We start from the raw sequence: 21533 nt of genomic DNA, 5'->3' as shown, positions 1-21533 counted from the left end.
CGCAGCTGGCTGGCGCAGGCCCGCCCACGCCCAGACGGTCTGCCGGTGCGCCCGCTGCCACGCGACGCAGCATTTGTGCCTAAGCCTTTGGGTGAAATGCTGAAGCGGATGACCCAGATAAGAGTTTAGGAATCTTATCGGTCAGATTGGTCTAGAGCCAGGACCAGCGCCTCCTCGGCAATCCGATGCTTCTCGGCCGAAGACCAGCGGCGCCTGCGGCCGCCGTCGGTGATGATCTCGTAGTCAGACATAAGCACGTGCTTCTCCTCTGATCCGCAAGGGGAGAGGCCGGCCCTCTTGGCGTTCCTGTGCAGTGGTGTCTGCGCGCTATGGTTAGGTCGCGCCCCTGTTCCGTCCTGGGAGCGGCCGTCTTTGGGCGGCTTACCCCTCCGACGATTGATAGTCTGAATGACACCCGCCTCACCGTTTTTGAGGCTGGCCGCCCAATACGGTCTTGGCAGGCACCGATACGCAAAACTTTCAAAGGCTCCCGTGACAACAGACGTTGTGTGCAGATCGCGCCATGCTCTTCGCGGGCGCAGCATGGCATCCCGTCTCACGATGGTTCCCACTGGCTTCCGCAGGCGGGGCGGGGGAAACGGGGATACGGTGAGGTGTAACCAGCACGCGCCGGCTCCGTGATCGCCCCGGCTGCTGCCGCTGTCGGCGCTGCTTGGCGCGATAGTACTGATCTGGGGGACCTTGTTGCCCGCATCCTGATGGCCCCGAAGAGACTGCCAGTTGGCGTGGTCACCGGTTTCGTGAGCGGGCTCCGTCTCATCTGGCTGCTGGGGCGGATAAGCGAGCGATCGTTGTTCACTAATTGTGGCTGGTGCTGAACGGCGATGACGGTCTTGTCCCCAGTGCCCGAGGTTGCAGAGCTGGGAAAGCCCCACGGCCTGCGCTAGTGCAGCCCGAGGACCCAAGCTGCGGTTGAGGAGCACGCAGAAATGACCCCAAGCATCGCTCGGCTACCGGGCACCGCGCCGCTCTATGCCGCCCTGTGGATGATGGGGGCGGTCACGGCTTTCACCTCGATGGCAGTGGCGGGCCGGGCTGTGTCGATCGAGCTCGACACCTTCGAGATCATGAGTTGGCGGTCTTTGATCGGCATGGCGATCGTCGCCCTCGTCCTGAGCCTCGGCCGCCGCTGGCACGAGGTGACACCGCGCCGCCCCGGCCTCCATCTGGCGCGCAACATCGCCCATTTCAGCGCCCAGAACCTGTGGTTCTACGCGCTCGCTGCGCTGCCGTTAGCGCAGGTCTTCGCCTTCGAGTTCACCGCACCGCTCTGGGTGCTGGTGCTGTCACCGCTGATCCTGGGCGAAAGACTGACACGGCCGCGCGCCATCGCGGCAATCCTCGGCTTTATCGGGATCGTGATGGTCGCGCGTCCCGGTGCCGCACCGCTCAGCCCCGCGCTTTTGGCGGCAGCGGGCTGTGCCGTGGGCTTCGCCTTCACCTACATGCTGACCCGGCGCCTCACCGCGGAGGCCCCGGTGGCCTCAATCCTGTGGTGGATGACCGCGAGCCAGACCGTGCTCGGCTTTGCCTGCGCCGGGTTCGACGGCGATATCGCCGCCCCCTCGCAGGCGGCCCTGCCCTGGATCGGCGTGATCGCCGCGGCCGGGCTGGGCGCGCATTTCTGCATCGCCAACGCGCTGCGTCTTGCGCCCGCGACGCTTGTGATGCCGTTCGACTTCCTTCGCCTGCCGGTCATCGCGGTGGTCGGGCTGGTGCTCTACGGCGAGCCTGTCGGGCCGCTGATGCTGATCGGCGCCACGCTGATCCTAAGCGGCAACTACCTGAACATCCGGGCTGAGGCGCGGCAGCTTGAGGCGGCCTGAGCTTATGGGCCTCCTCCGTTTGCCATGGAAGACGACCGTCCAGCGACAAACACGCCGCTTCTAGGAGGCGAGCCCGGTCCTAAGGGCTGTAACTCTCGCCTCTAGCGGTCGCCGGTGCCGCGCATATGGTCAGCCGGTTCGGTGGGATCGAATAGAGGCGAGGTCATGACAGCTGGGGTTCTGCGGGTCACCGCCGGCCCGGTACCCCCCATGATAAGTCCCTTGAAAGTCTGCGGGCCGACCTGCCATCAGCGGTAGGTTCACCGGGATGGTAAAGCCCGGTGAAAGGCTCAGAGCTGATCTGTCAGCTCTGAGCCTACCCCTCCCAAACATCTGGGCTCTTTTCTGGCCAAATCGGCGCAAGCCGGTGGCGCATTGGGCCCATAATGCATGTGGCTCACTCCTCACCTCCCGAGAGGACTAAGTCACGCCGGCACGATGCCCGGCTTGATCGCGTTGGATATACCTATCCTGTTGCATGGTATTACACATCTTTAGAATAAGAATTCGCTATGGCCAGATAGGACTCGAGCGGCGTTGTTGCAGAACTCCCGGCCCGACGGTTCACACAGCGGATCAGCCGCTTAGGTGGGTGGCATGACGAAGCCCATGCCTGCCCGCTATCACACGACAAACTGGTCTGCTTACAACGCGGCGCTGCGCAAGCGTGGCTCTCTGCTGATCTGGCTGGACCGGGAGATGACGTGGCTCGCGCCGCATGAGGGACGGCCGGGACGGCCCCCGGTCTTCTCCGAAGGTGCGATCCAGTTCTGATGGAGTGGACACCCCCGCCCGACGGCATCGATGTGCCAAGGTGGTGATGTTGAAGTCGCCACAAGGGAGGAGGCATCCATGGAGAAGATTACCATAGTCGGGGTCGATTTGGCCAAGAACGTCTTCCAACTTCACGCTGCGGACCGGGAGGGCCGAGCTGTCATGAAGAAGCGGGTCGCGCGCTCGCGCTTCCTATCGACCATGTCGCAGATCGAGCCTTGCGTCGTGGCGATGGAGGCCTGCGCGACCTCGCATCATTGGGCTCGAGCATTGAACGCCATGGGCCACGAGGTTCGGCTGATCCCGCCGATCTACGTGAAGCCTTTCGTGAAGCGTCAGAAAAACGACGCGAATGATGCCGAGGCCATTGTTGAAGCTGCCCTAAGGCCCTCGATGCGCACGGTGCCGGTCAAGTCCAGTGAGCAGCAATCTCTCGCCATGCTGTTCCGGACCCGAGATCTTCTGGTCATGCAGAAGACCCAGCTGGTGAATGCGTTGCGGGCGCACCTGGCCGAGCATGGGGTCATCGTGCCAGGTGGACGCCGCTCGGTCGATCCGTTCATCCGGGCCTTGGAGGACACGGCGCGAGATCGGCAGTCTCTACTTGGACAGGATCGCTCAAACTGCCTCCGAGATTGCAGCCTTGGAACGGCGCATAGAGGAGCATTCTCGAAAGCACGAGGTGGCACAGCGCCTGCGCACCATACCTGGCGTGGGGCCGGTGACAGCCATGGCGATCGAAGCCTTTGCGCCGGCCTTGGAGACATTCCAGCGCGGCCGGGATTTTTCCGCCTGGCTCGGGCTCGTCCCGCGACAGCATTCGAGCGGTGGCAAGCAGCGTCTTGGGCGAACATCGAAGATGGGGCAGCGCGACATTCGTCGATTGCTGATCAGCGGGGCGATGTCGATCATCCGCTGGAAGGGACGGAACGGCGGCAAACCGGGCTCCTGGCTCGCCCGCATGCTGCCCAACAAGCCGCGGATGGTGGTCGCCATCGCCTTGGCAAACAAACTCGCCCGCATCGTGTGGGCGGTCATGACACGCAAGGAGGTTTACAGAGATCCTGCAGGGGCGGTCTGCTGATCGTCTCCTGTCAGGAGCGTCGGTGACGCAAGTGGCGCACTGATCCCGTATGGGCAAGGATCGATGGATCAGGGTGGAGCAAACCAGTGATAGGCAAAGAGCCTTGAGCTCGCAGTTCTGACATGGCCTCCATCCGCGCATTTCCATACTGGCCAGCGGCGCATGCAGGGCCGCACGCAAAGGCCTTACACATGTTCGCAGCCGATCACTTGCCCTCGGGAACCACGAAGTCGCTTGCGCAAGCGGGGGTATCCACACATGTCTTTTGATCAAGGTCCTGTTCAAGCTGCCGCTGAGGCAGACGGCCGGGATGGTGGCCAGCTTGCTGCGGATGGCGGGGCTGGACTGGCCGGTGCCAGACTACTCGACGTTGTGCCGCAGGCAGAAGACCCTGGCCGTTCAGATCCCGTATCGCCGGGCCGATGGCCCGCTGAACCTGCTGATGGACAGCACCGGCATCAAGTTCCTCGGCGATGGCGAATGGCAGGCCCGCAAGCACGGGGCGCAGGGCCGTCGCCAGGGGCGAAAGACCCATCTGACCATGGACACGGCCACCTCCGACATCCGCGCCGTGGAATTTACCCCCAGCCGCGACGGTGACAGCCCGGTCCTGCCGGACCTGCTCGAGCAGATCCCCGACGGCGAGCCGATCGGCTCCGTGACCGCCGATGGTGCCTACGACACGCGTCGCTGCCACACCGCGATCATCGAGCGACAGGCCACGGCGATCATCCCGATCCGCAAGAGCGGACGACCTTGGAAAGAGGATGGACCGGCGGCCGTGGCCCGCAACGACATCCTTCGGGCGACACGGCATTTTGGTCGAGCCTTCTGGAAGCGGTGGACCGGCCACCATCTGCGAAGCCACGTTGAGGCAAGGATGCGCTGTCTGAAGGCGTTCGGAGAGCGCATCGCCTCGAGAGACCCCGACCGCCAGACCGCCGAAGTCCACATACACATCGCCCTCATGAACCGCTTCTCAGCTCTCGGCACCGCCGAGATCGTTCGCGTGGCATGACCTCATTGGGGAAAGGGGCAACTGTGGCTCAAGTCTGAGTTCTGCAACAACGCCCCGCCGGACCGAGGACGAGCAATCACGTGATCGGTCAGTGACACTTCAGAGCAGTGGGGCGGGACGCTCCGTCACGACCACGTCGAACCACTGGCATCCACGTCGAATAGCTATACCTACCGCTCCGGGCACACCCTCCATGCCGGGAGCCGAATAGGAGATGGCGGTTGCGAGACGAGAATTTCGGAAACATTGCGCTCCCCTCAACTGGCGGAGAGATGGGCCAGCTGATCCGCGCCCATGACTGGGATGCCTCGCCCCTCGGAACACCCGAGAGCTGGCCACAGGTCCTGCATGTTCTGATCGACCTGATGCTGACCTCGAGCCAGCCCATGTTCATCGTATGGGGCCCGCAGCGCACGCTCCTCTACAACGATGCCTACCGGGAAATCCTCGCCGCAAAGCACCCCGCGCTCGGCCTGCCCTTTCACGTGGTCTGGGAGGAGATCTGGCAACGAGATCTGGAACCTATCGTGACACGAGCCTACGCCGGCGAAGCCCTGCACATGGGCGACATTACCCTGATGTTGAAGCGCAAGGGCTATCTCGAGGAGACGCATTTCTCGTTTTCCTACACGCCTGTGCGCGGTCCTGACGGCGTCGTGCAAGGTTTCCTGTGCCCCTGCCTCGAGATCACCGAGCAGGTGCTCGAGGAACGCCGGGCCCGGATGAGGGGCGAACTCAACGAGAAATTCCGAACCCTGCGGGACCCCCGCGCGCTCAGCATTGAGGCCGCGGCCCTTCTCGCCCGGCATCTCGGTGTCGAGCAAAGCGCTTACGCCGAGATCGACGAGGGTGGTGAGTTCGCTCTGATCGAAAACGACTGGAATAACGGCAGCATGCCAAGTTGTGCCGGACGTCACCGGCTGCACGATTTCGGTCCTGACTTCGTTGCCGACCTGAAAGAAGGCCGCAGCATCATTATCGGCGATGTCAGCGAAGACCCCCGCACGTCAACGCCCGAGGCGCTGGAGACCTTCGCGCAGCGCGGAATCCGGGCCTTTCTGAATGTTCCGCACATCCGCGATGGTCGGCTTGTCGCGGTGCTGGCCATCCACTCCGCCCAGCCGAAGCACTGGCAGCCCGCGGATGTCGCCTTGGCCGAGGAGGTGGCGCAGCGGACTCATGCGGCGGTTGAAGGGGCTCGCGCGGAGATGGCGCGGCATACAAGCGAGCAACAGCTGCGCGAAGCCCGAGACGCGCTGGCGATGGCCACCCAAGCCTCGAGCCTTGGGTGGGCCACGTGGGACTTCGCCACTGGCGCTGCAACCCTCGACGCTTGCGGACGCGAGATCATGGGGTTTGGCGACAGCGAGATCACGATCGCCGACTGGATGGGTCACATTCACTCCGAAGACCGCGCAAGGCTCGACACGGAGATCCGCGACTGTATCCGCGACAGCCGCCCCTTCGATCTCGAATATCGGGTCATTCATCCGGACGGCAGCCTGCACCATGTCCATGGCACAGGCATCATCCAGATCGACGCGAAGGGCGAGCCAATCCTCGGCACCGGCTTCGTGCGCGATGTGACCGAGCGCAAGCGCTCCGAACAGCATCAGAACATGCTGATGGCGGAGCTCGATCATCGGGTGAAGAACATTCTTGCTGTCGTGCAGTCGATTGCACGCCAGAGCTTGGCCAGAGGTCAGGCCGTCGGGCCGGAGGCAGCGGATCGTTTGGTCGCCCGTCTCTCGGCTTTGGCGCAGTCCCACTCATTGCTGGCGCGCAGCCGCTGGGAAGGTGCCTGCTTCGAGGTTCTGGTGGAAAACGCGGTTGCGCCCTACCGCGGGGATGATGAAAGCCGCATCCTTGTGAGGGGACCGGGGCTGAGGGTCACTCCCAAAGCCGCTCAGACCCTGACCCTCGCCCTGCACGAACTGGTCACCAACGCGGCCAAACATGGCGCCCTCTCGCGTCCCGAAGGGCGGGTTGTCGCCGAGTGGCACCTGTCCGGCGATGGCCATGGCCGGCGGCTGATCTTCGTCTGGCAAGAGCAAGGTGGTCCATCGGTCGACGGCGCGCCGAGCCGAAAAGGCTTCGGCTCCGTTCTGATCGAACGTATGCTGACCTCCGACCTCGGTGGCAATGTTACCCTCGACTATGCGCGCACCGGACTCAAGGCGCTCATCGATCTGCCGCTCGACAATTTGAGAGCGGAAGATGGTCGGGTCGAAAGCAGCTTCAGTCCTGCCAAGCCCCCTGAGGGTGATCGAACCCTGCTCAAAGGGAAAACCGTCCTTGTTATCGAAGACGAGCATCTCGTTGCTCAGGAGACGACGACGGCGTTGCAAGCAGCTGGATGCACCGTGATCGGGCCGGCCTCGACGATAGGCGAAGCCCTGAAGACGATCACCACCGCAAGGTTCGACGCGGCGGTGCTTGACGTCAACTTGAACGGCGAGCTCGTCTGGCCTGTCGCGCAAGTCATTCGCCAGCGTGGCATCCCGTTTATTTTCGCAACCGGCTACTCCGGCATCATCGACATTCCCTCCGCAGTGAAGGACGCGCTTCGGCTGGAGAAGCCTTTCGAAGCGGACCGGCTGGTCCAAACCCTTGCCGCGGCGATCGCCGGGGTCGGCGGGAAATGATCAGCAGGCGAGGCAGGAATGGTGCAATGCCGAAACTGCCTCGCCACCCGCCCGCGCTTAGCCGTTCGCTGCGGGTCTGACATCCTTAGGGGCATAGTGAATGGGAAATGCGGGAGGCCAAGGGGTCGCCAGAGCTTCGCCGGCCTCGAGAAAGTCCTTCAGTTCGGTGCAGCGGTCTTGCTCGACCATGTCGGCAGGTGTGAGGCCGCCAAACCGGTCGAGGCGCTTGGCATGATACCAGGCCCAGCTGTCGGACGTTGATCGGGTCCACGGACGGACCACGCAGATGATGGCATATAAATCTTTGAGATGCCGCTGCGTGGGCGCTGTTCGAAAGAGGTCGAACATGTCGATGCCGAGAGCTCGTGCAAGAATCTTGGAATTCACATCACCGTCTGGCTCAAGGCAGTGGTCGAGCAGAAGTCCGTTTGGCATGGCTGTGCTCCATCTCATGTCGACGCGCGGCGTCGAGGGCCAGAAAGATAGCTGTGGCACTGACAACGGTGTCTCCGGACGTGGCGGCGGAGAGATGGAGCGCAACCGCCCTGCACCCAGGGAGGATCAGCACAGCATGATTGCGCTCCAACCCAGCGCCGCCGTGTCAGGCTTACGCTTGGTAATGAAGGGGGCACTTGGCTCGTCTGGCAAAGCAGTCAAGCGTCAGAGGTCATTTTGCTATCGGGGGTTGGCGCGCCATGGCTTCGCTCGCGCCGAAGGCGGCGCACATGCGCATTCTGCGTAAAACTCGACGCTCCACTTCCAGTCCGAAACTCCTCACCTCGCTCATCCAGCAGCTCGGCTCAGTCGAACGCGTTCAAAAAAACGTTGCCTCAATTGGTTGGTGTGCAGCCGTGCTTCTTCACATCTAAGCTGACGTTTGTAGTTCAAGCAGCGAAGGTCAGCTTGCTGCCCTTCCTTCCGCAGATCTGCGCAGCCGAGGCCGAAACTGAGCGCTCGCAGCGAGCGTCAGGAAGGTTCGCTTGGCGGACCTCGTGCAGAGGCTCCTTTCGGAGCCTGAACTGCATTGGGCCCTACCCCGTCCAGCTGCTCGATACGCTTTCGGGGTCGAACAGCTCGTCCTCGCCGAAGGCCTCTATCTCGGTATCCGCATACTCGGAGGGCTCGAACGGCACGAGGCTGCGGCCCTCGCCGTGAAGGCTGTCGATCGCCCGCACGAGCGAGCCGCCCATCTCGTCCAGCCGGTGCTCCACGGTCGCGTTAGGGACGCCCAGGTGCTCGGCCAGGAGGTCGTTCCGGAGGCCGACGATGCTTGCGCGCAGTTGCGGGTCCGAAGCATCATCCACCTCGATCGACAGGTCGCATTCGGTGTCGAAGCCCATGGATCGGTTGTTGAGGTTCGACGAGCCGACCCGCAGCAGCCTGTCATCCATGACCACCACCTTGGCGTGGACGTAGATATGCGTCCCCTCCGCCGCCACCGGGGTGTAGAGGCGAAACCGGTCGTAACGGTCCGCCTCACGCACCAGCTTCAGCAGCCGCGCCCGCGCCGCGCCCATCACCTCGGCTGTGAGCCAGCCCTCGGCGCTGTGCGGGTTGATCACCACGATCTCGGGCCCGTCCGGTTCCTGCAGCCGCGCCGCCATCGCCTCTGCGATCCGCTGCGAGGCGAAGTACTGGCTTTCGATGTAGAGGCTGTGGTGGGCTTGGCGGATGATCGCGAGATAGAGCGCCTCGATCTCCCGCACCTCCGCGCGGCCCTGATATTCCGGCAGTGTCCGGGAAATGGCGACCGGCTGCTCGACCGCCACCGGCGAAAGCCTGTCGGGCCAGATCGGCTCGCCCGGCATCGGGGCCGCAAGCCGTTCCCCCGTCGCCGCCTCCCACCGGTCCCGGGCCAGCTCGCCCAGGGCCCGGGCTGCCTCGCCGCTGACGGCGGTGGTGATGTCGTGCCAGGGGCCGTAGTGCCGCTTCGAGGTCGGACGCCGACGATGCGGGTGCGCGTCGCGATGCTCGCGCGTGTCCCAGCGCGCTGCCGTAATGTCGATGCCGCCGCAGAACGCCAGCGCGTCGTCGATCACCACGATCTTCTGGTGATGGGCGGCGCCGGAGGGATGCGCGTGATCGAGACGCATGTGGATGTTCTCATGCGAGAACCAGTCCGCCACCATCAACGGCGTCGAGCCCCGCGCCAGGGTCTGCAGCGCGCCCAGGTCCCATTTCAGCATGTGGATCTGTAGCCCGGGGGTCCGCTCCGCCACCCAGTCGAGGAAGGCTCCGAGCGTGTTGGGCGCCTCGCCCTTCGGGGCACCGGGCTCGAGCTCGATCCGGGTGTCGAAGTCCCAGCCGATGAACAGGACGCTCTGACGCGCCTGCGGCACCACCTCGCGGATGACGGAGAAGTAGTCGGCCGCATCCACGATGACCGCCAGGCGATCGGCCTGCGCCATCTTCCAACAGGTCTCACCCGGTCGCAGGATCCGGCAGGGTTGGGGCAAGTCGGACATGGTGCTTTCCCTTGGTTGCGTGCCTGCAGGAAGCGAACGAGGCACCCCGCACTCCGGTTTCAGGCAGGGCAGACAGCCGGTCCGGAACGACGCAGGGAGGGGAGTGGCATTGCAATCGTGAAGAGCGGCCAAGGAACAGCATTCGCCGATTGCGGTTGAGAGCGTCGATGACACCAGACCCAATCTGGAGGACATTATGACCCGTATTCGCCAACTCCTTCACGGCACCGCGCTGACGGCCGCCTTTGGCCTCGGGCTTGTCGCGGTTCCCGCGCTGGCCCAGGAGAACCAGTCGCAGGACCAGCAGTCGCAGCAGGGCGAGGACGCTTCGGCGCAGGCGCAGGACAATCGGAAAGTCGCCACTGTCAACGGCACCGACATCGTCACAAGCGACCTGATGCGCTTCGTGGACATGCTGCCCGATCAGCTGCGCCGTTCGCAGCCGCCCGAGATGGTCATTTCCGCAGCCATCCAGCAGCTGGTCATGCGCGAGCTGATCCTCGAGGAGGCACGGAGTGCCAACCTGGCCGAGAACGACCGGGTGAAGCAGCTGGTCGAGCAGTCGACCATCGACGCCCAGGATGACGCGATGATCCAGGTCTGGCTCGAGCAGGAGTTCGAGGACGACATCACCGACGAGGCTGTCCAGGGCGCCTACGACGCGCTGCAGGCCACCAGCACCCAGGAACTGCCGCCGCTCGAGCAGGTGCGCCCCCAGATCGAACAGCAGCTGCGCCAGCAGGCCTATGCCGACCTCCAGACCCAACTGCAGCAGGGCGCCGACATCGTCTTCTACGATGCCAGCGGCAATGCCGTGACCCCGCAATCAGGCTCGGGGCAGGGCAATGGGTCTGACGCAACCGCCGATACCGGCGGGAGCAGCGACAGCAGCCAGTCCAGCGATGGCGCGAGCTCGGACAGCAGCGGCGAGAGCCAGAGCGGCAATGGGGCCAGCACGAGCGGTTCAGACAGCTCCGAAGGCTCTAACAGCGATGGCTCGTCGAACGAGCCGAATGGCAGCAGCGGAAACTGAGCCGCTGCAGTGCCCGGAAAGGATCGAACGCTGATCCGGGCTGATCCTACTTGCTATGCGAGGACCGCGCCTCCCTTACGGGACAGGCGCGGTTTTTTCCATGTGTGGAGGTGAAGGAAGAAGGGAATCCCGGAAAGATTGGAACACTCTTCAATCCCCTTCGTTGCCACTACAGACCTTTTGTCCGGTCATTAGAGGCTGTGTTCCCCTGTTGCGCATGAGGGGAGCGCAGCCTCTTTGATGCCTGAGCCGCTTTTGCAAGCGATGGTCCATGACAGGGTTGGAAAGGCGCACCGGAGCTCTGATGATCGAGCCTGGGCTGGGATTCCCGCCTGCAGCGCCCAACGCTTACCTGCCTTTGGACGTATCTTTCGCCACACGCCCATAGAGAAAAACCCCCGGGCTGGCCGTCACGCCATGCAGCAGTACCGAGGCGGTCACGGCGGCGCTGGTGATGGTCCATGTCCGCGGGTCATGCAGCATCTCCCGCGCGTGCAGCGCGTAGTAGATGGCCGCTACGCCCACGGGGCCGAACCAGCCGAAGAAGACGGCATCGCGTCGCTCCACCCCCATGAGGGGCGCTAGCACCAAAAGGGTCAGGGAGCGTCGGAGCGCGAGAACAGCCAGCGCGAAGAGCCCGAGCGTCCAGCCTTGCGCCGCCCACGCGCTCCACGGCAGCAGGGCGCCGGTCAGCACGAACACCGGCAGGGTGAACAGTTTGGACGCCGCCTCCTGGACGTTCTCGTCCTCCATCTCGGCCCTGCGGTCCACCAGCGCGTTGAAGGCGATGCCGGCGGCGAAGGAGGCGAGGATCCCGTCCGAACCCACGGCATGGGCGGCGCTCACCGCCAGCAGCGACAACGCCACCGTCATCCCGAGGATCGAGCTTTCCGCCACCCAGCCCCGGCGGTCGCCGGCCCGCAGTATGATGGCGGCCGCGCCGCCAAGCGCAGCACCGATCACCACGGCCAGAAGAACCCCCACCGGAATGGTGTGGGACAGAAAGCGGCGCAGCCCCGCCTCGGAGCCTTCCGTCAGAAGCAGCAGCGGCAGGAGCACGAGCAGGTAGGCTAGACCGTCATTGGCCCCGGATTCCGTCGACAGGATGGTTCTCGTGTCGCGCGGCAAAGAGCTCTTGGCAACCTTGCCCGTCACGATCGAGGCAGCGACCACGGGATCGGTCGGGGTAATCGCTGCACCCACCGCGAGGGCCATCAGCGGGGCCAGCCCGAAGGCGAGCCAAGCCAAGCCGCTGGAACCAGCCCACATTAGGAGGAGGCCCGGTCCGAGGAGCAGCAGCAACGGTCGCCGCAGGTGTGGCAGGTCCTGCGCCGGAATGCGCAGCGCCACACCCATGACGGAGATGGCCAGCGTTAGCCGGGCGGCTTCCTTGAGGACAAGGTGCGGATCGCCCCAGTCCTCGGATCGCATCAACCCGAGCCCTACCGGGCCCGCAGCCACCCCGATCGCGAGCGCCAGCAGGGGCCGGGACAGCGGCAGCTTCTGCAAGAGACCGGAGGTCAGGCCCAGCCCCACCACCGTAAAGGCCGCGAGCGCCATCGTCAGGTAGAGCTGATGCATTCACCGGTCTCCTTGCTGTGCGCTTCGAGAAGCCAAGAGATCCGCAGCTTAGGGGTCCCCCCCGAGGGGTGCAGCCAAGCCCAATCCGAGGCTGATGAGCGCTACGGGCGAGGGGGCTGGCCGGCCCCTCCACCGAGGGGATCGGAACCACCCCTTCGCGCTCGTGGTTTTCAAGGCTGGAGAGGCAGGTCCGCCATGGGGCGGCCGCCTATAGGGAGAAACGGAGATCCAGGATGAAGCATCTGCTGAGTAGTGCAGCCTTCGTGGTTCTCGGCTCGGGCATGGCCCTGGCCCAGAGCGACGTCACGACCAACGTCTATACGGACAACTCCTTCTGCACCTCGGACTACAGCCCCGCCACCGATGGCGACCAGGAGGAGCAGAGCCGGACCGAGTTCGCCGAGATGGATCTCGACGATGACGGCATGGTCAGCCAGGACGAGTACATCGAGTGCCGCAAGGCGGCGACCGGGGACTCCGAGGCGTCAGGCAGCAGCGACGGCGGTTCGGTCGACAATTCGAGCGACAGCGGATCGAGCGACAGCGACGCGTCGGATAGCGACAGCTCGTCCAGCGGGAACTGAGAAGGCTGTCACGCGGCGCCGTGGTCTTTGCCGCGGCGCCTGTAAAGGTGGGGCCGCCCTCGTCCGACAGTTCTCCGCTGACGGGCTGGACACAGTTCAACGAGTCCAGCCCCGGCCTTCCGTCAGACTGCGGGCGCGTTGCCTGCCTGGCGGCAGAGGAGAATGACATGCGGAGTGCCAAGCAAGCGTCATCGCGCGTTGCAGAGAATGAGTCGCCAACTTGGCGCCACTGAAAAGGGCGGCTGGCATGCAGAAGCGGCATCGCGAAGGACCCGGGCCCGGCGTAGAGGCGAACCCGCATTCAGAGGGCGAAGGGCCAACTGCGCCAGCGGTGCCCGAAGAAGCCGGGCAGGAGCGCGGCCGCGGGCGCGAGGCATGGCGGCCGGATCAGATCCAACCGGCGGGCTGGCGCGACATCTGGTGGCGCGTCAGCGGGCGGATCGGACGGGAACTCGTCCCACTGGTCGCGGCGGGGGTCGCCTTCTTCGGCATGCTGGCGCTGTTCCCGGCGATCGCAATGCTGGTGTCGCTGGCCGGGCTGTTCTTCGACCCCGAGCTCGTTATCGACCAGCTCGACGCGCTGGATGGGCTGGCCCCAGCCGAGCCGCTCGGGGTGGTGCGGGATCAGGCGGTCGAGCTCGTGAGCCAGGCCCCCGGTCAGGCGACAGCCACGGCGGTTATCAGCCTCGCGCTATCGTTGTTCTGGGCGTCGCGCGGGATCGACAACCTCGTCAGCGGCATCAACATGGCGCATGCGGAGGACGAGTCTCGCAACATCATCATGCGCAACCTCGTGTCGCTGGGATTGACAGCGGTGCTGACGTCGATGGCCCTTGCCGCCTTGGCGCTCGCGGTGGCGGCGCCTCCGGCCGCCGAGGCGTTGGGGCTCGCGGGGTGGACCGGCACCATCATAAGCGTGGGCCGTTGGTTGGTGCTGGGGCTGCTGTCGATGGCGGCGCTGGGGCTGCTGTATCGTTACGCGCCGGCGCGAAGGCCGCCGCGATGGAGCTGGGTCACCCCGGGCGCGGTCATTGCCACGGCGCTTTGGCTGGGAAGCTCGGTGCTCTTCGCACTCTTCGTGCGCAATTTCGGCAGCTACCAGCCGACCTACGGCGCGCTCGCCGGGGTGGTGATCCTGCTTCTCTACATATGGATGACGGCGTTCGTGGTGCTGCTCGGAGCCCTGCTGAATGCCGAGATGGAGCATCAGTCTAGGCGGGACACCACGCGAGGGCGCGTCAGGCCGATGGGAGAACGCAACGCGGAGATGGCCGATACGCTCGGTCGAAGGCCGTAAATCCGTAACCCATCGGCTGCGCCGCAGTAGTCGATCCTTGACCGGGAGGAGCAATGGAAGAGCCGACCCATTCCGCTGATACGAAAGGCGTGGCCCATTGGCGTGCCATTCTGCTGGGATGCGTGGCAGTCATGGCCATCATTCTCGTGGGTTGGACACTTCGGGCTATGGCGCCAGTGGTGGTGCCTGTCATCTTCTCGGTCTTTCTTGCTCTTCTTGTTGCCCCGGTGGATCGTTGGGGGACCAAACGAGCGCCGGAGAAGTTCCGGTGGCTTGGCCACGTGGCAGCAATGGGAACGATCTTCCTGGCGCTCCTCGGTTTCCTCGCCTGTATCGGAATTGCGGCGCAGCAAATCGTCGAGCGCCTCCCGCTCGGGTCTGGCGAAGAGAGCACGTTGCTGCTCTCGTTCAATCTCGAAGCTCTTGTCGTATCGAGACCTGATAGGTGCAGGAACCCCTGCGCAAACGTCGCGTTAACTTCGCAAATGTGAGGGAACCGAATGACCTATCGTGACAAGCAGCCCGGTATCGGCCTGACCCTGATCACCGCCAGCGCCGCCAGCGTGGCGTTGTTGATTGCCTATCTTTGGTCGGAAAGCGGGGTCGCAGGCAGCGCCGGCGCGGTGTTGGCGCTGGTCGGGGCCTCAGCAGTAGCGGTGGCCTCGGCGCTGGTCTTGTTCAAATGGATGCCCCATTGGCTGAACTTCACGCTGAAATGGCTTGTGCTGGCGGGCGCAGTTCTGACGGCACTGGCCGCGTATTTCCTGATGCAGGACGTCGCGATGTGGTCGATGTTGCTCGCCATCATCGGAGCCATCTGGAACCTTGCCTCTCGCAAGGGCTACGGCCCCAGCGCCGCTGTGCTGGTATTTCTGGCTTCGCCCATTGCCCACGCACCCGACGTACGCGCGCAGGACTGGCCCGGCTTTCACGGCGATCTGCAAGCACGCAAGTACAGCCCGCTGACCGAAATCAATGCGGCCAATGTGCATCTTCTTCAGCCGGCTTGGGAATTCGAGACCGGTGACGTCTCTGATGGCTCGGGCGATCTGCCTCAAACAGTCTGGTCCGCCACTCCGATTTACGCCAATGAGACGCTTTATCTCGGCACCCCTTTCTACCGCATTTTCGCTCTCGATCCGGCTACGGGGGAGGAGCGCTGGACCTACGACAGCCAAGCCAGACTGGAGGCCCTGACTCAGCCCGCACTCAAAAACCGTGGCGTCACCTATTGGGAGGAGCAAGGTGCCGAGGGCACCTGCGCAAAGCGCGTCTATATCGGGACAATGGACGCCAAATTGCATTCGGTCGATGCTGATACCGGGCGGCCGTGCGAGGATTTCGGCGAGGCCGGCGTGCTTGACGTGAACCAGTGGAACGATACCAACGATCGCTGGCCGCTGTCGCTTTTGCAACCTCCCGTCGCGCATGAGGGCCGTCTCTTCGTCGGCTGGGCTGGCAAGGACTGGGAAAGTGCGCAGGCACCTCCGGGCACAGTCTTTGCGGTGGATGCCAAGACCGGCGAACTGGACTGGACGGTGAACTTCATCCCCAAGGAGCTGTGGGACCGCACCGGCACGGCGAATGTCTGGACCCACATGACCATCGATCCCGAGCGCGACATCATCTACATGCCAGTCTCCTCACCCTCGCCCAACTATTATGGTGGCAACCGCCTGGAGGAACTGCCGCTGGCGACATCCGTAACAGCGGTGGACACCAATTCGGGGGAGATCGTCTGGTCGCGTCAGCTCGTCCATCACGACATATGGGACTACGACACCGGCGCCGCACCGGCACTCGTAGACATCGAGCGGGACGGCGAAACCATCCCGGCGCTGATTCAGACGTCGAAGCAGGGCATGCTTTACGTGCTGAACCGCGAAACCGGCGCGCCGGTATTTGGCATGGAAGAGCGGCCGGTCCCCGCCTCGGATCTCGAGGGCGAGCAGGCCGCACCCACCCAGCCCTTCGTCGACGTGCCGCCTCCCACCAACACCTACGATACCTGGCCCGGCATCTGGTGGCTCGCCGATCTGACAAGCCTCGGTTACTGTTCCCGAACGCTCGAAGAGCTGCGCTACGAGGGGCTGTTCACTCCTCCGACTGCCCGAGGCAAGGGCACCTTGATGTATCCCGGTACGGCAGGGGGCATGCAGTGGGGCGGCGGCGCGCTCGATCCCGAGACCAATACCTTCTATGTAAATACCCAGAAGGTGGCGCAAATCCTTCAAATGATCCCGCGCGAAGAATATGAGGAGATCGCGGGCCAAAGTGGTGCCGAGCAAGGGTACTATCCGCAGGAGGGCGTGCCCTATGGTTTTAAGCTTACGAATTTCCTGACGCCACTAGGTCTCCCGTGCTGGAAGCCCCCTTTCGGCACTATGCTCGCGTACAACCTCAATACCGGTGAGCAATTATGGGAGCGGCCTTTTGGCCAGACTCAGCAGTGGGGCTTCTACGCCCCCGAGAGCTGGGGATCGCCCACAATAGGGGGGCCAGCCATTACAGCGGGCGGGGTGATCTTCATCGGGGCCTCGATGGATTCTCGAGTGCGTGCACTCTCGGCCGCAACGGGGGAAGAACTTTGGAACTGGCGAATCGAGGCTCCGGCGGTGGCCAACCCCGCTGTATACGAACATGAGGGGCGACAATATGTGAGCTTCGTGGCGGGAGGAAATCCGATCCTAAAACCGCAAGTTGGAGATCAAGTGATTACGTTTGCGCTTCCGGTCGAAAAATAATTAAACAGTTCTCCTGTGACGCTGACGAAACCAACGGCATGTCGTCGAGTGGACACATTGTACGATCCTTGTCAATAATTGTCTTGCCGCCAAGGTAGGTCCCGACAAGTTTTGCGCAATTGGGAGGGCTTTTGCATAGTACCTGTTCTTCTAATTGCCGGCCGGCTCTTTGCTGATGCGCCCAGAGTAGAGAAAGCCGCCCTGCCGGCTTCATATAGGCAGGGCGGCAAACCGAAGCTCAGCTCTCGGCAGGGGCCAGCGCAGCCTCGCGCTCCTCGCGGCTACGACGATCCACGCCGAGCATCAGTACGATGTTCTTGGCGACATAGATCGACGACCAGGTTCCGATGACGACGCCGAAGGTGATCGCGAAGACGAAACCGCGGATTACGTCGCCGCCCAGCACCAACAGCGCGACCAGTGCCGCCAGCGTGGTCAGAGAGGTCATCAGTGTCCGGCTCAGCGTCTCGTTGGCCGAGAGGTTAAGCAGGTCCCGGAGCGGTATTTGTCGATACTTCCGGAGGTTCTCGCGCACTCGGTCGAAGACCACCACCGTGTCGTTAATTGAATAGCCAAGGATGGTTAGCAGCGCTGCCACGATCGTTAGATCGACCCTGAACTGGAACAGCGAGAAGACCCCAAGTGTGACCACGACGTCATGGATCAGCGCTGCGACCGCGCCCACCGAGAATTGCCATTCGAAGCGGAACCAGACGTATAGCAGGATTCCTGTCGTCGCCGCGCCGACGGCCAGCAGCGCCATATACAGTAGCTCGGCTGAAACCTTGCCACCGATTGTTTCAACCGAGGTGAAGGCTATGCTTGGATCGACCCCTCGCAACGCCTCCTGCACCCGGCTAAGTGTCGTCTGCGACAGCGCTGCATCGCCCACCTCCCCGCCGATGCGGATCGAGACTACATGTTGATTCGGCGCGAAAGTTGGGTCGAAGACCTCGGTGATCACTGCGTCCTCCATGCCGATGCCCGAAAGGGCTGTGCGGTAGGCGCCGATGTCGAGACTTAGATGGGTCTCGGCCCGGATACTGGTGCCGCCCTTGAAGTCGATGCCGAGATTGAGTCCCATAGTGATGATCAGAAAGATCGAGACAACTACCGCCAGGGCCGAGGCGCCGAAAGTGGCGTATTGTGCGCGGAAGAAGTTGATCGAGGTCTGTGTGGGCAGGCGGCTCAGCAGGCCCGTCATCTTCAGCGCTTTCGGGCGACGCCATTCCAACCAGCTCTGCAATACCAGCTTGGTGACGAAGATCGCGGTAAACATCGAGGTCAGGATGCCGAGTCCCATGGTGACAGCGAAACCGCGCACCGGGCCCGACCCGAGCCAGAACATCAGGGCGGCGGTCAGTAGCCCGGTGAGGTTCGAGTCGAGAATGGCCGAAAAGGCGTTGTCGAAGCCTTTGCCGACCGCCCGCCAGACCGATTTCTCGACGCGAAGTTCTTCGCGGATTCGCTCGAAGATCAACACGTTTGCATCCACTGCCATGCCCATGGTCAGCACGATGCCGGCGATGCCGGGCAGGGTGAGCGTGGCCCCGATCGCCGACAGGAGCCCGATCAGCATCGCCATGTTGATCCCAAGCGCGAATGTGGCGACGAGCCCAAGGCGACCATAGCTCAAGACCATGATCGCGCAGACCGCGATGAGGCCCACGATGGCGGCGCGGGCACCGGCGGCGATGCTGTCTTGTCCCAACTCCGGCCCAATGGTCCGCTCTTCGAGAAAGCGCAGCTCAGCGGGCAGCGCACCAGCGCGCAACAGGGCGGACAGCTCGGTCGACTCTTCGACAGTGAAATTGCCGGTGATGATCCCCGAGCCGCCGGGGATGTGGCTCTGGATAACCGGCGCCGAGAGCACCTCGCCGTCGAGGACAATCGCAAAGGGCTCGCCGATATGGGCTGCGGTGAAGTCGCCGAAGGCGCGCGCCCCCGCACTATCGAAGCGGAAGGTCACGGCGGGCCGGCCGTTCTGATCGAAGCCGGGCCGGCTGTCAGTGAGATCCTCGCCGGTGACGATTGCACGCGGATCGAGAACGTAGGTCAGCGCGGGCTGGCTTGCCGAAGGCAGGATGAGGGCGTCCGCCCCTGCCGCGCCGCCGGTACCTAGAACCGCGTTGAAGGAGAGTTTCGCGGTCGTGCCGATAAGGCTCTTGAGCGTTTCAGCGGAGTCGATGCCCGGCACCTCGATGAGCACGCGGTCCTCGCCTTGGCGCAGGATGGTAGGCTCGCGGGTGCCCGCTTCGTCTATGCGGCGTCGGATGATCTCGAGGCTCTGTGCGACCACGCGGTCGGACATCTCGGTGAGTCCGGCCTCGGTATGGCGCAGCACTAGAATGCCGTTTTCATCCAACGCCTCGAGATCGAACCAGCCGGCGCCGGCGAGGGTCGAGACCGGGGTGGCGAAGCCGTGCGCGACCTGTAGCGCGTCCTCCATGTTATTTGGTTGGGAGAGCGATATGCGCAGCTCCCCGGCGGGCGCATCGAGGCGGCGGATGGTGCCGACCTTGCCGCGCAGCGCGTCGCGCAACTCCGGCCAGAGCGCGTCCATACGCTCGCGTGCGACGCCCTCCACATCGACCTCGGCCAGAAGATGCGCGCCGCCGCGCAGGTCGAGCCCGAGGTTTACGAGGCTGGAGGGCAACCAGCTCGGCCATGCGGCACTATCGGCAGAGACGGTTGTGCTCGTCGCGGACGGCGACGCGAGATCATTGTGCCGCTCGACCCGTCCATAAAAGGCATTGGGTAGGGCGAGCCAGAGGCACAGGAGACAGACACCCCATACGCTGAGGCGTTTCCAAAAGGTTGGTCTTTGCATGTTGGATCCCGGACAGACCCCGGCGCAGGCGCTGCGCGGGACATGTCGATGAAAGCTTGTTCTACTGAGAGAGGAGGGTGCCCCGGCAAGGATCCCGGGTCGGGGATCAGTCGTGGCGGGGGCTTTGCGGGATCATGCGAGCGGGGGCGCGCGCGGCGGGTGGGCGAGACGACCCATCCCGCCAGCCACGGGAGGGGCCAGGGCATGCCAAGGCTTGGGGGACGCCGCGCGTGGCTGCGTCGGATCGAAGGGCACGGACGGAAAGCCGGCCGGGTGGAACGGCTCGGGCGCGGCCGGGTTGGGGGCGTCCAGCGCTGCGCGTGTTGACGCCGCAGTAGGGGAGACGCCCCGGATCTCGGTCAGGGAAAAGGCGCCGATCGTTGCCTCGGCGTGCCGAATGCTGGCCAGTGGGATACGCGGGGAGGGATAGGCAACCAATGCAGAAAGCATGACAAGGAGGGCCATGAGCGGCCCGATCCTGCCCGCGATCTGCGCGATTATTGCTTTCATGACCATCTCAATACGCTGCCCGGCCTGGCGTAGCTAGTCCTACAGAGGCGGTTGGTCCTCAACCGGTCGTGCTAGCTCTGTGCATTGCCGGCGAGCCGGGTCTCGATGTCGAGGACTGGCAGAAACGCGAGACTTTGAAGATAGTTGCCTCGGCTTTTCAACGAGAGCTCGAGTCCGAGTGAGATTCTGTTGGTCCTATGGGCAGTAGTTGAGGGTGCACTGCGCGGGCTTTGAATTCTATCGCAGAGCGTCCGAGACATTGCCAGCGGCGGGTCAAGTAGGTGATGCCGTGTTCGGTCAGCTATCACTGGGTCGGTTCAAAGAAAGCCGCAGGCAAAGCTCATAAATCTAATCAAGACAGGGCTTTGTGCCTCGAAACTGCTGGCTGCGCCTCGTCGGGGGTAGGTCTTTCAACTTCCATAGCTACTTGAAGGTCTTCGAGTTTCCTTCGATTTATTGTCTACGAAGACGTCAAGTCTGATATACAGAGGGAGTGGCAGGAGTGCGCTTGGCTACGGTTCCGCGACCCGGTCAACTGGCAGCGTGATTCATGTCATGTGTTCTTAAAGAGTTGATAGGTTTTGAGAAAGCGGTCCGCCCTGTCTTGGCGGGCCGTCTCATTGATAAGATATTCTGACCCCCTCCAGACAACCTGTCGATGCGTCGAAGGGGGCAGGCTCGGACTGCAAGTAGGAGACGATTAGCAGCGCTAGTTAGGGTGAAAGGATTCTGCAATCGAGCGCCAAGAGACAAGTTGCCGTCAACGCTGTGACCTGTAGCGCGGTGATTTGGTTTTAACTAAGGCGCCTGCTTTGGTATGGAGGAGTGGAACTGCCCCGAGCATGTGCGGAAGCTTGTCCATCACAAAGTGCTAGGGCTGCATCTAGAGCTGCAGCCGGGTCTCGCTGTAGCACCTCTCGCGGCGCGCATCCATTTAATTCAGTACAGGGCGTTAGCAGCCACGCATAAATCTCTTCGTCGGACATATAGAATGCGAGCGCGCAGATAATGTCCCGCATCTCAGGCAAAGGTAGCCCGACCTTATCAAACTGAAAGGCGGGGTAAACTTTATTTCGACCGGCGGGAACCCCGATAATCCTTCGTTGGCGTGCCCAGGTCTG

General features: G+C 63.5%; 12 protein-coding genes and 3 pseudogenes. 10 read left to right on the top strand and 5 right to left on the bottom strand.

Annotated features, from left to right (window positions below):
- Positions 1 to 134 precede the first annotated feature (134 nt).
- Positions 135 to 257, bottom strand: coding sequence for a hypothetical protein (locus FHS00_RS17890; protein WP_281372331.1), 123 nt, complete (start codon positions 255 to 257; stop codon positions 135 to 137).
- A 693-nt stretch (positions 258 to 950) separates the two neighbouring features.
- Here FHS00_RS17890 and FHS00_RS17170 point away from each other — a divergent pair.
- From FHS00_RS17170 to FHS00_RS17150, 5 genes and pseudogenes are all read left to right on the top strand, one after another.
- A complete protein-coding gene (locus FHS00_RS17170; RefSeq protein ID WP_246391452.1) occupies positions 951 to 1847 on the top strand; it encodes a DMT family transporter in 897 nt (298 codons plus the stop codon).
- A 597-nt stretch (positions 1848 to 2444) separates the two neighbouring features.
- Positions 2445 to 2618 (top strand): annotated as a pseudogene (locus tag FHS00_RS17165) (transposase); the annotation flags it as partial.
- 81 nt (positions 2619 to 2699) lie between these two features.
- A pseudogene (locus FHS00_RS17160) lies at positions 2700 to 3705 on the top strand (IS110 family RNA-guided transposase).
- A 250-nt stretch (positions 3706 to 3955) separates the two neighbouring features.
- Positions 3956 to 4723 (top strand): annotated as a pseudogene (locus FHS00_RS17155) (IS5 family transposase); the annotation flags it as partial.
- 272 nt (positions 4724 to 4995) lie between these two features.
- Positions 4996 to 7368, top strand: a complete 2373-nt coding sequence (locus FHS00_RS17150) for an HWE histidine kinase domain-containing protein (RefSeq protein WP_183475321.1) — start codon at positions 4996 to 4998, stop codon at positions 7366 to 7368.
- Positions 7369 to 7425: 57 nt separating this feature from the next.
- On the opposite strand, the gene FHS00_RS17145 is transcribed toward FHS00_RS17150, so the two are convergent.
- The gene (locus tag FHS00_RS17145; RefSeq protein WP_183475320.1) at positions 7426 to 7803 is read right to left on the bottom strand and encodes a hypothetical protein; all 378 of its coding nucleotides are present in this window, start codon (positions 7801 to 7803) and stop codon (positions 7426 to 7428) included.
- 596 nt (positions 7804 to 8399) lie between these two features.
- The gene (locus FHS00_RS17140) at positions 8400 to 9833 is read right to left on the bottom strand and encodes a phospholipase D-like domain-containing protein (protein WP_183475319.1); all 1434 of its coding nucleotides are present in this window, start codon (positions 9831 to 9833) and stop codon (positions 8400 to 8402) included.
- Between the two features lie 196 nt (positions 9834 to 10029).
- Between FHS00_RS17140 and FHS00_RS17135 the strand changes: the two genes are divergently transcribed.
- The gene (locus tag FHS00_RS17135; protein ID WP_183475318.1) at positions 10030 to 10866 is read left to right on the top strand and encodes a peptidylprolyl isomerase; all 837 of its coding nucleotides are present in this window, start codon (positions 10030 to 10032) and stop codon (positions 10864 to 10866) included.
- Between the two features lie 348 nt (positions 10867 to 11214).
- Here FHS00_RS17135 and FHS00_RS17130 read toward each other — a convergent pair whose 3' ends face one another.
- Positions 11215 to 12447, bottom strand: coding sequence for a cation:proton antiporter domain-containing protein (locus tag FHS00_RS17130; protein WP_183475317.1), 1233 nt, complete (start codon positions 12445 to 12447; stop codon positions 11215 to 11217).
- A 233-nt stretch (positions 12448 to 12680) separates the two neighbouring features.
- Here FHS00_RS17130 and FHS00_RS17125 point away from each other — a divergent pair, with 233 nt between their 5' ends.
- The 4 genes from FHS00_RS17125 to FHS00_RS17110 all read left to right on the top strand — a co-directional run bounded on the left by FHS00_RS17125 (position 12681) and on the right by FHS00_RS17110 (position 17072).
- On the top strand, positions 12681 to 13031 hold the full coding sequence (locus FHS00_RS17125; protein WP_183475316.1) for a hypothetical protein: 351 nt from the start codon (positions 12681 to 12683) through the stop codon (positions 13029 to 13031).
- A gap of 331 nt (positions 13032 to 13362) precedes the next feature.
- Positions 13363 to 14328 carry a YhjD/YihY/BrkB family envelope integrity protein gene (locus FHS00_RS17120; protein ID WP_183475315.1) on the top strand — a complete coding sequence of 322 codons (966 nt, stop codon included), beginning with the start codon at positions 13363 to 13365 and terminating at the stop codon, positions 14326 to 14328.
- Positions 14329 to 14381: 53 nt separating this feature from the next.
- Positions 14382 to 14819: an AI-2E family transporter gene (locus tag FHS00_RS17115; protein WP_183475314.1), complete on the top strand. Its 438-nt coding sequence runs from the start codon at positions 14382 to 14384 to the stop codon at positions 14817 to 14819.
- 9 nt (positions 14820 to 14828) lie between these two features.
- Positions 14829 to 17072, top strand: a complete 2244-nt coding sequence (locus FHS00_RS17110) for a pyrroloquinoline quinone-dependent dehydrogenase (RefSeq protein WP_183475313.1) — start codon at positions 14829 to 14831, stop codon at positions 17070 to 17072.
- Between the two features lie 238 nt (positions 17073 to 17310).
- On the opposite strand, the gene secD is transcribed toward FHS00_RS17110, so the two are convergent.
- A complete protein-coding gene (secD, locus tag FHS00_RS17105) occupies positions 17311 to 19902 on the bottom strand; it encodes a protein translocase subunit SecD (protein ID WP_183475312.1) in 2592 nt (863 codons plus the stop codon).
- Positions 19903 to 21533: the final 1631 nt, after the last annotated feature.

The sequence above is a fragment of the Limimaricola variabilis genome (assembly GCF_014195545.1).
GTDB classification, from domain to species: Bacteria; Pseudomonadota; Alphaproteobacteria; order Rhodobacterales; family Rhodobacteraceae; genus Limimaricola; species Limimaricola variabilis.
This window is presented reverse-complemented; position numbering and strand designations above follow the sequence as displayed.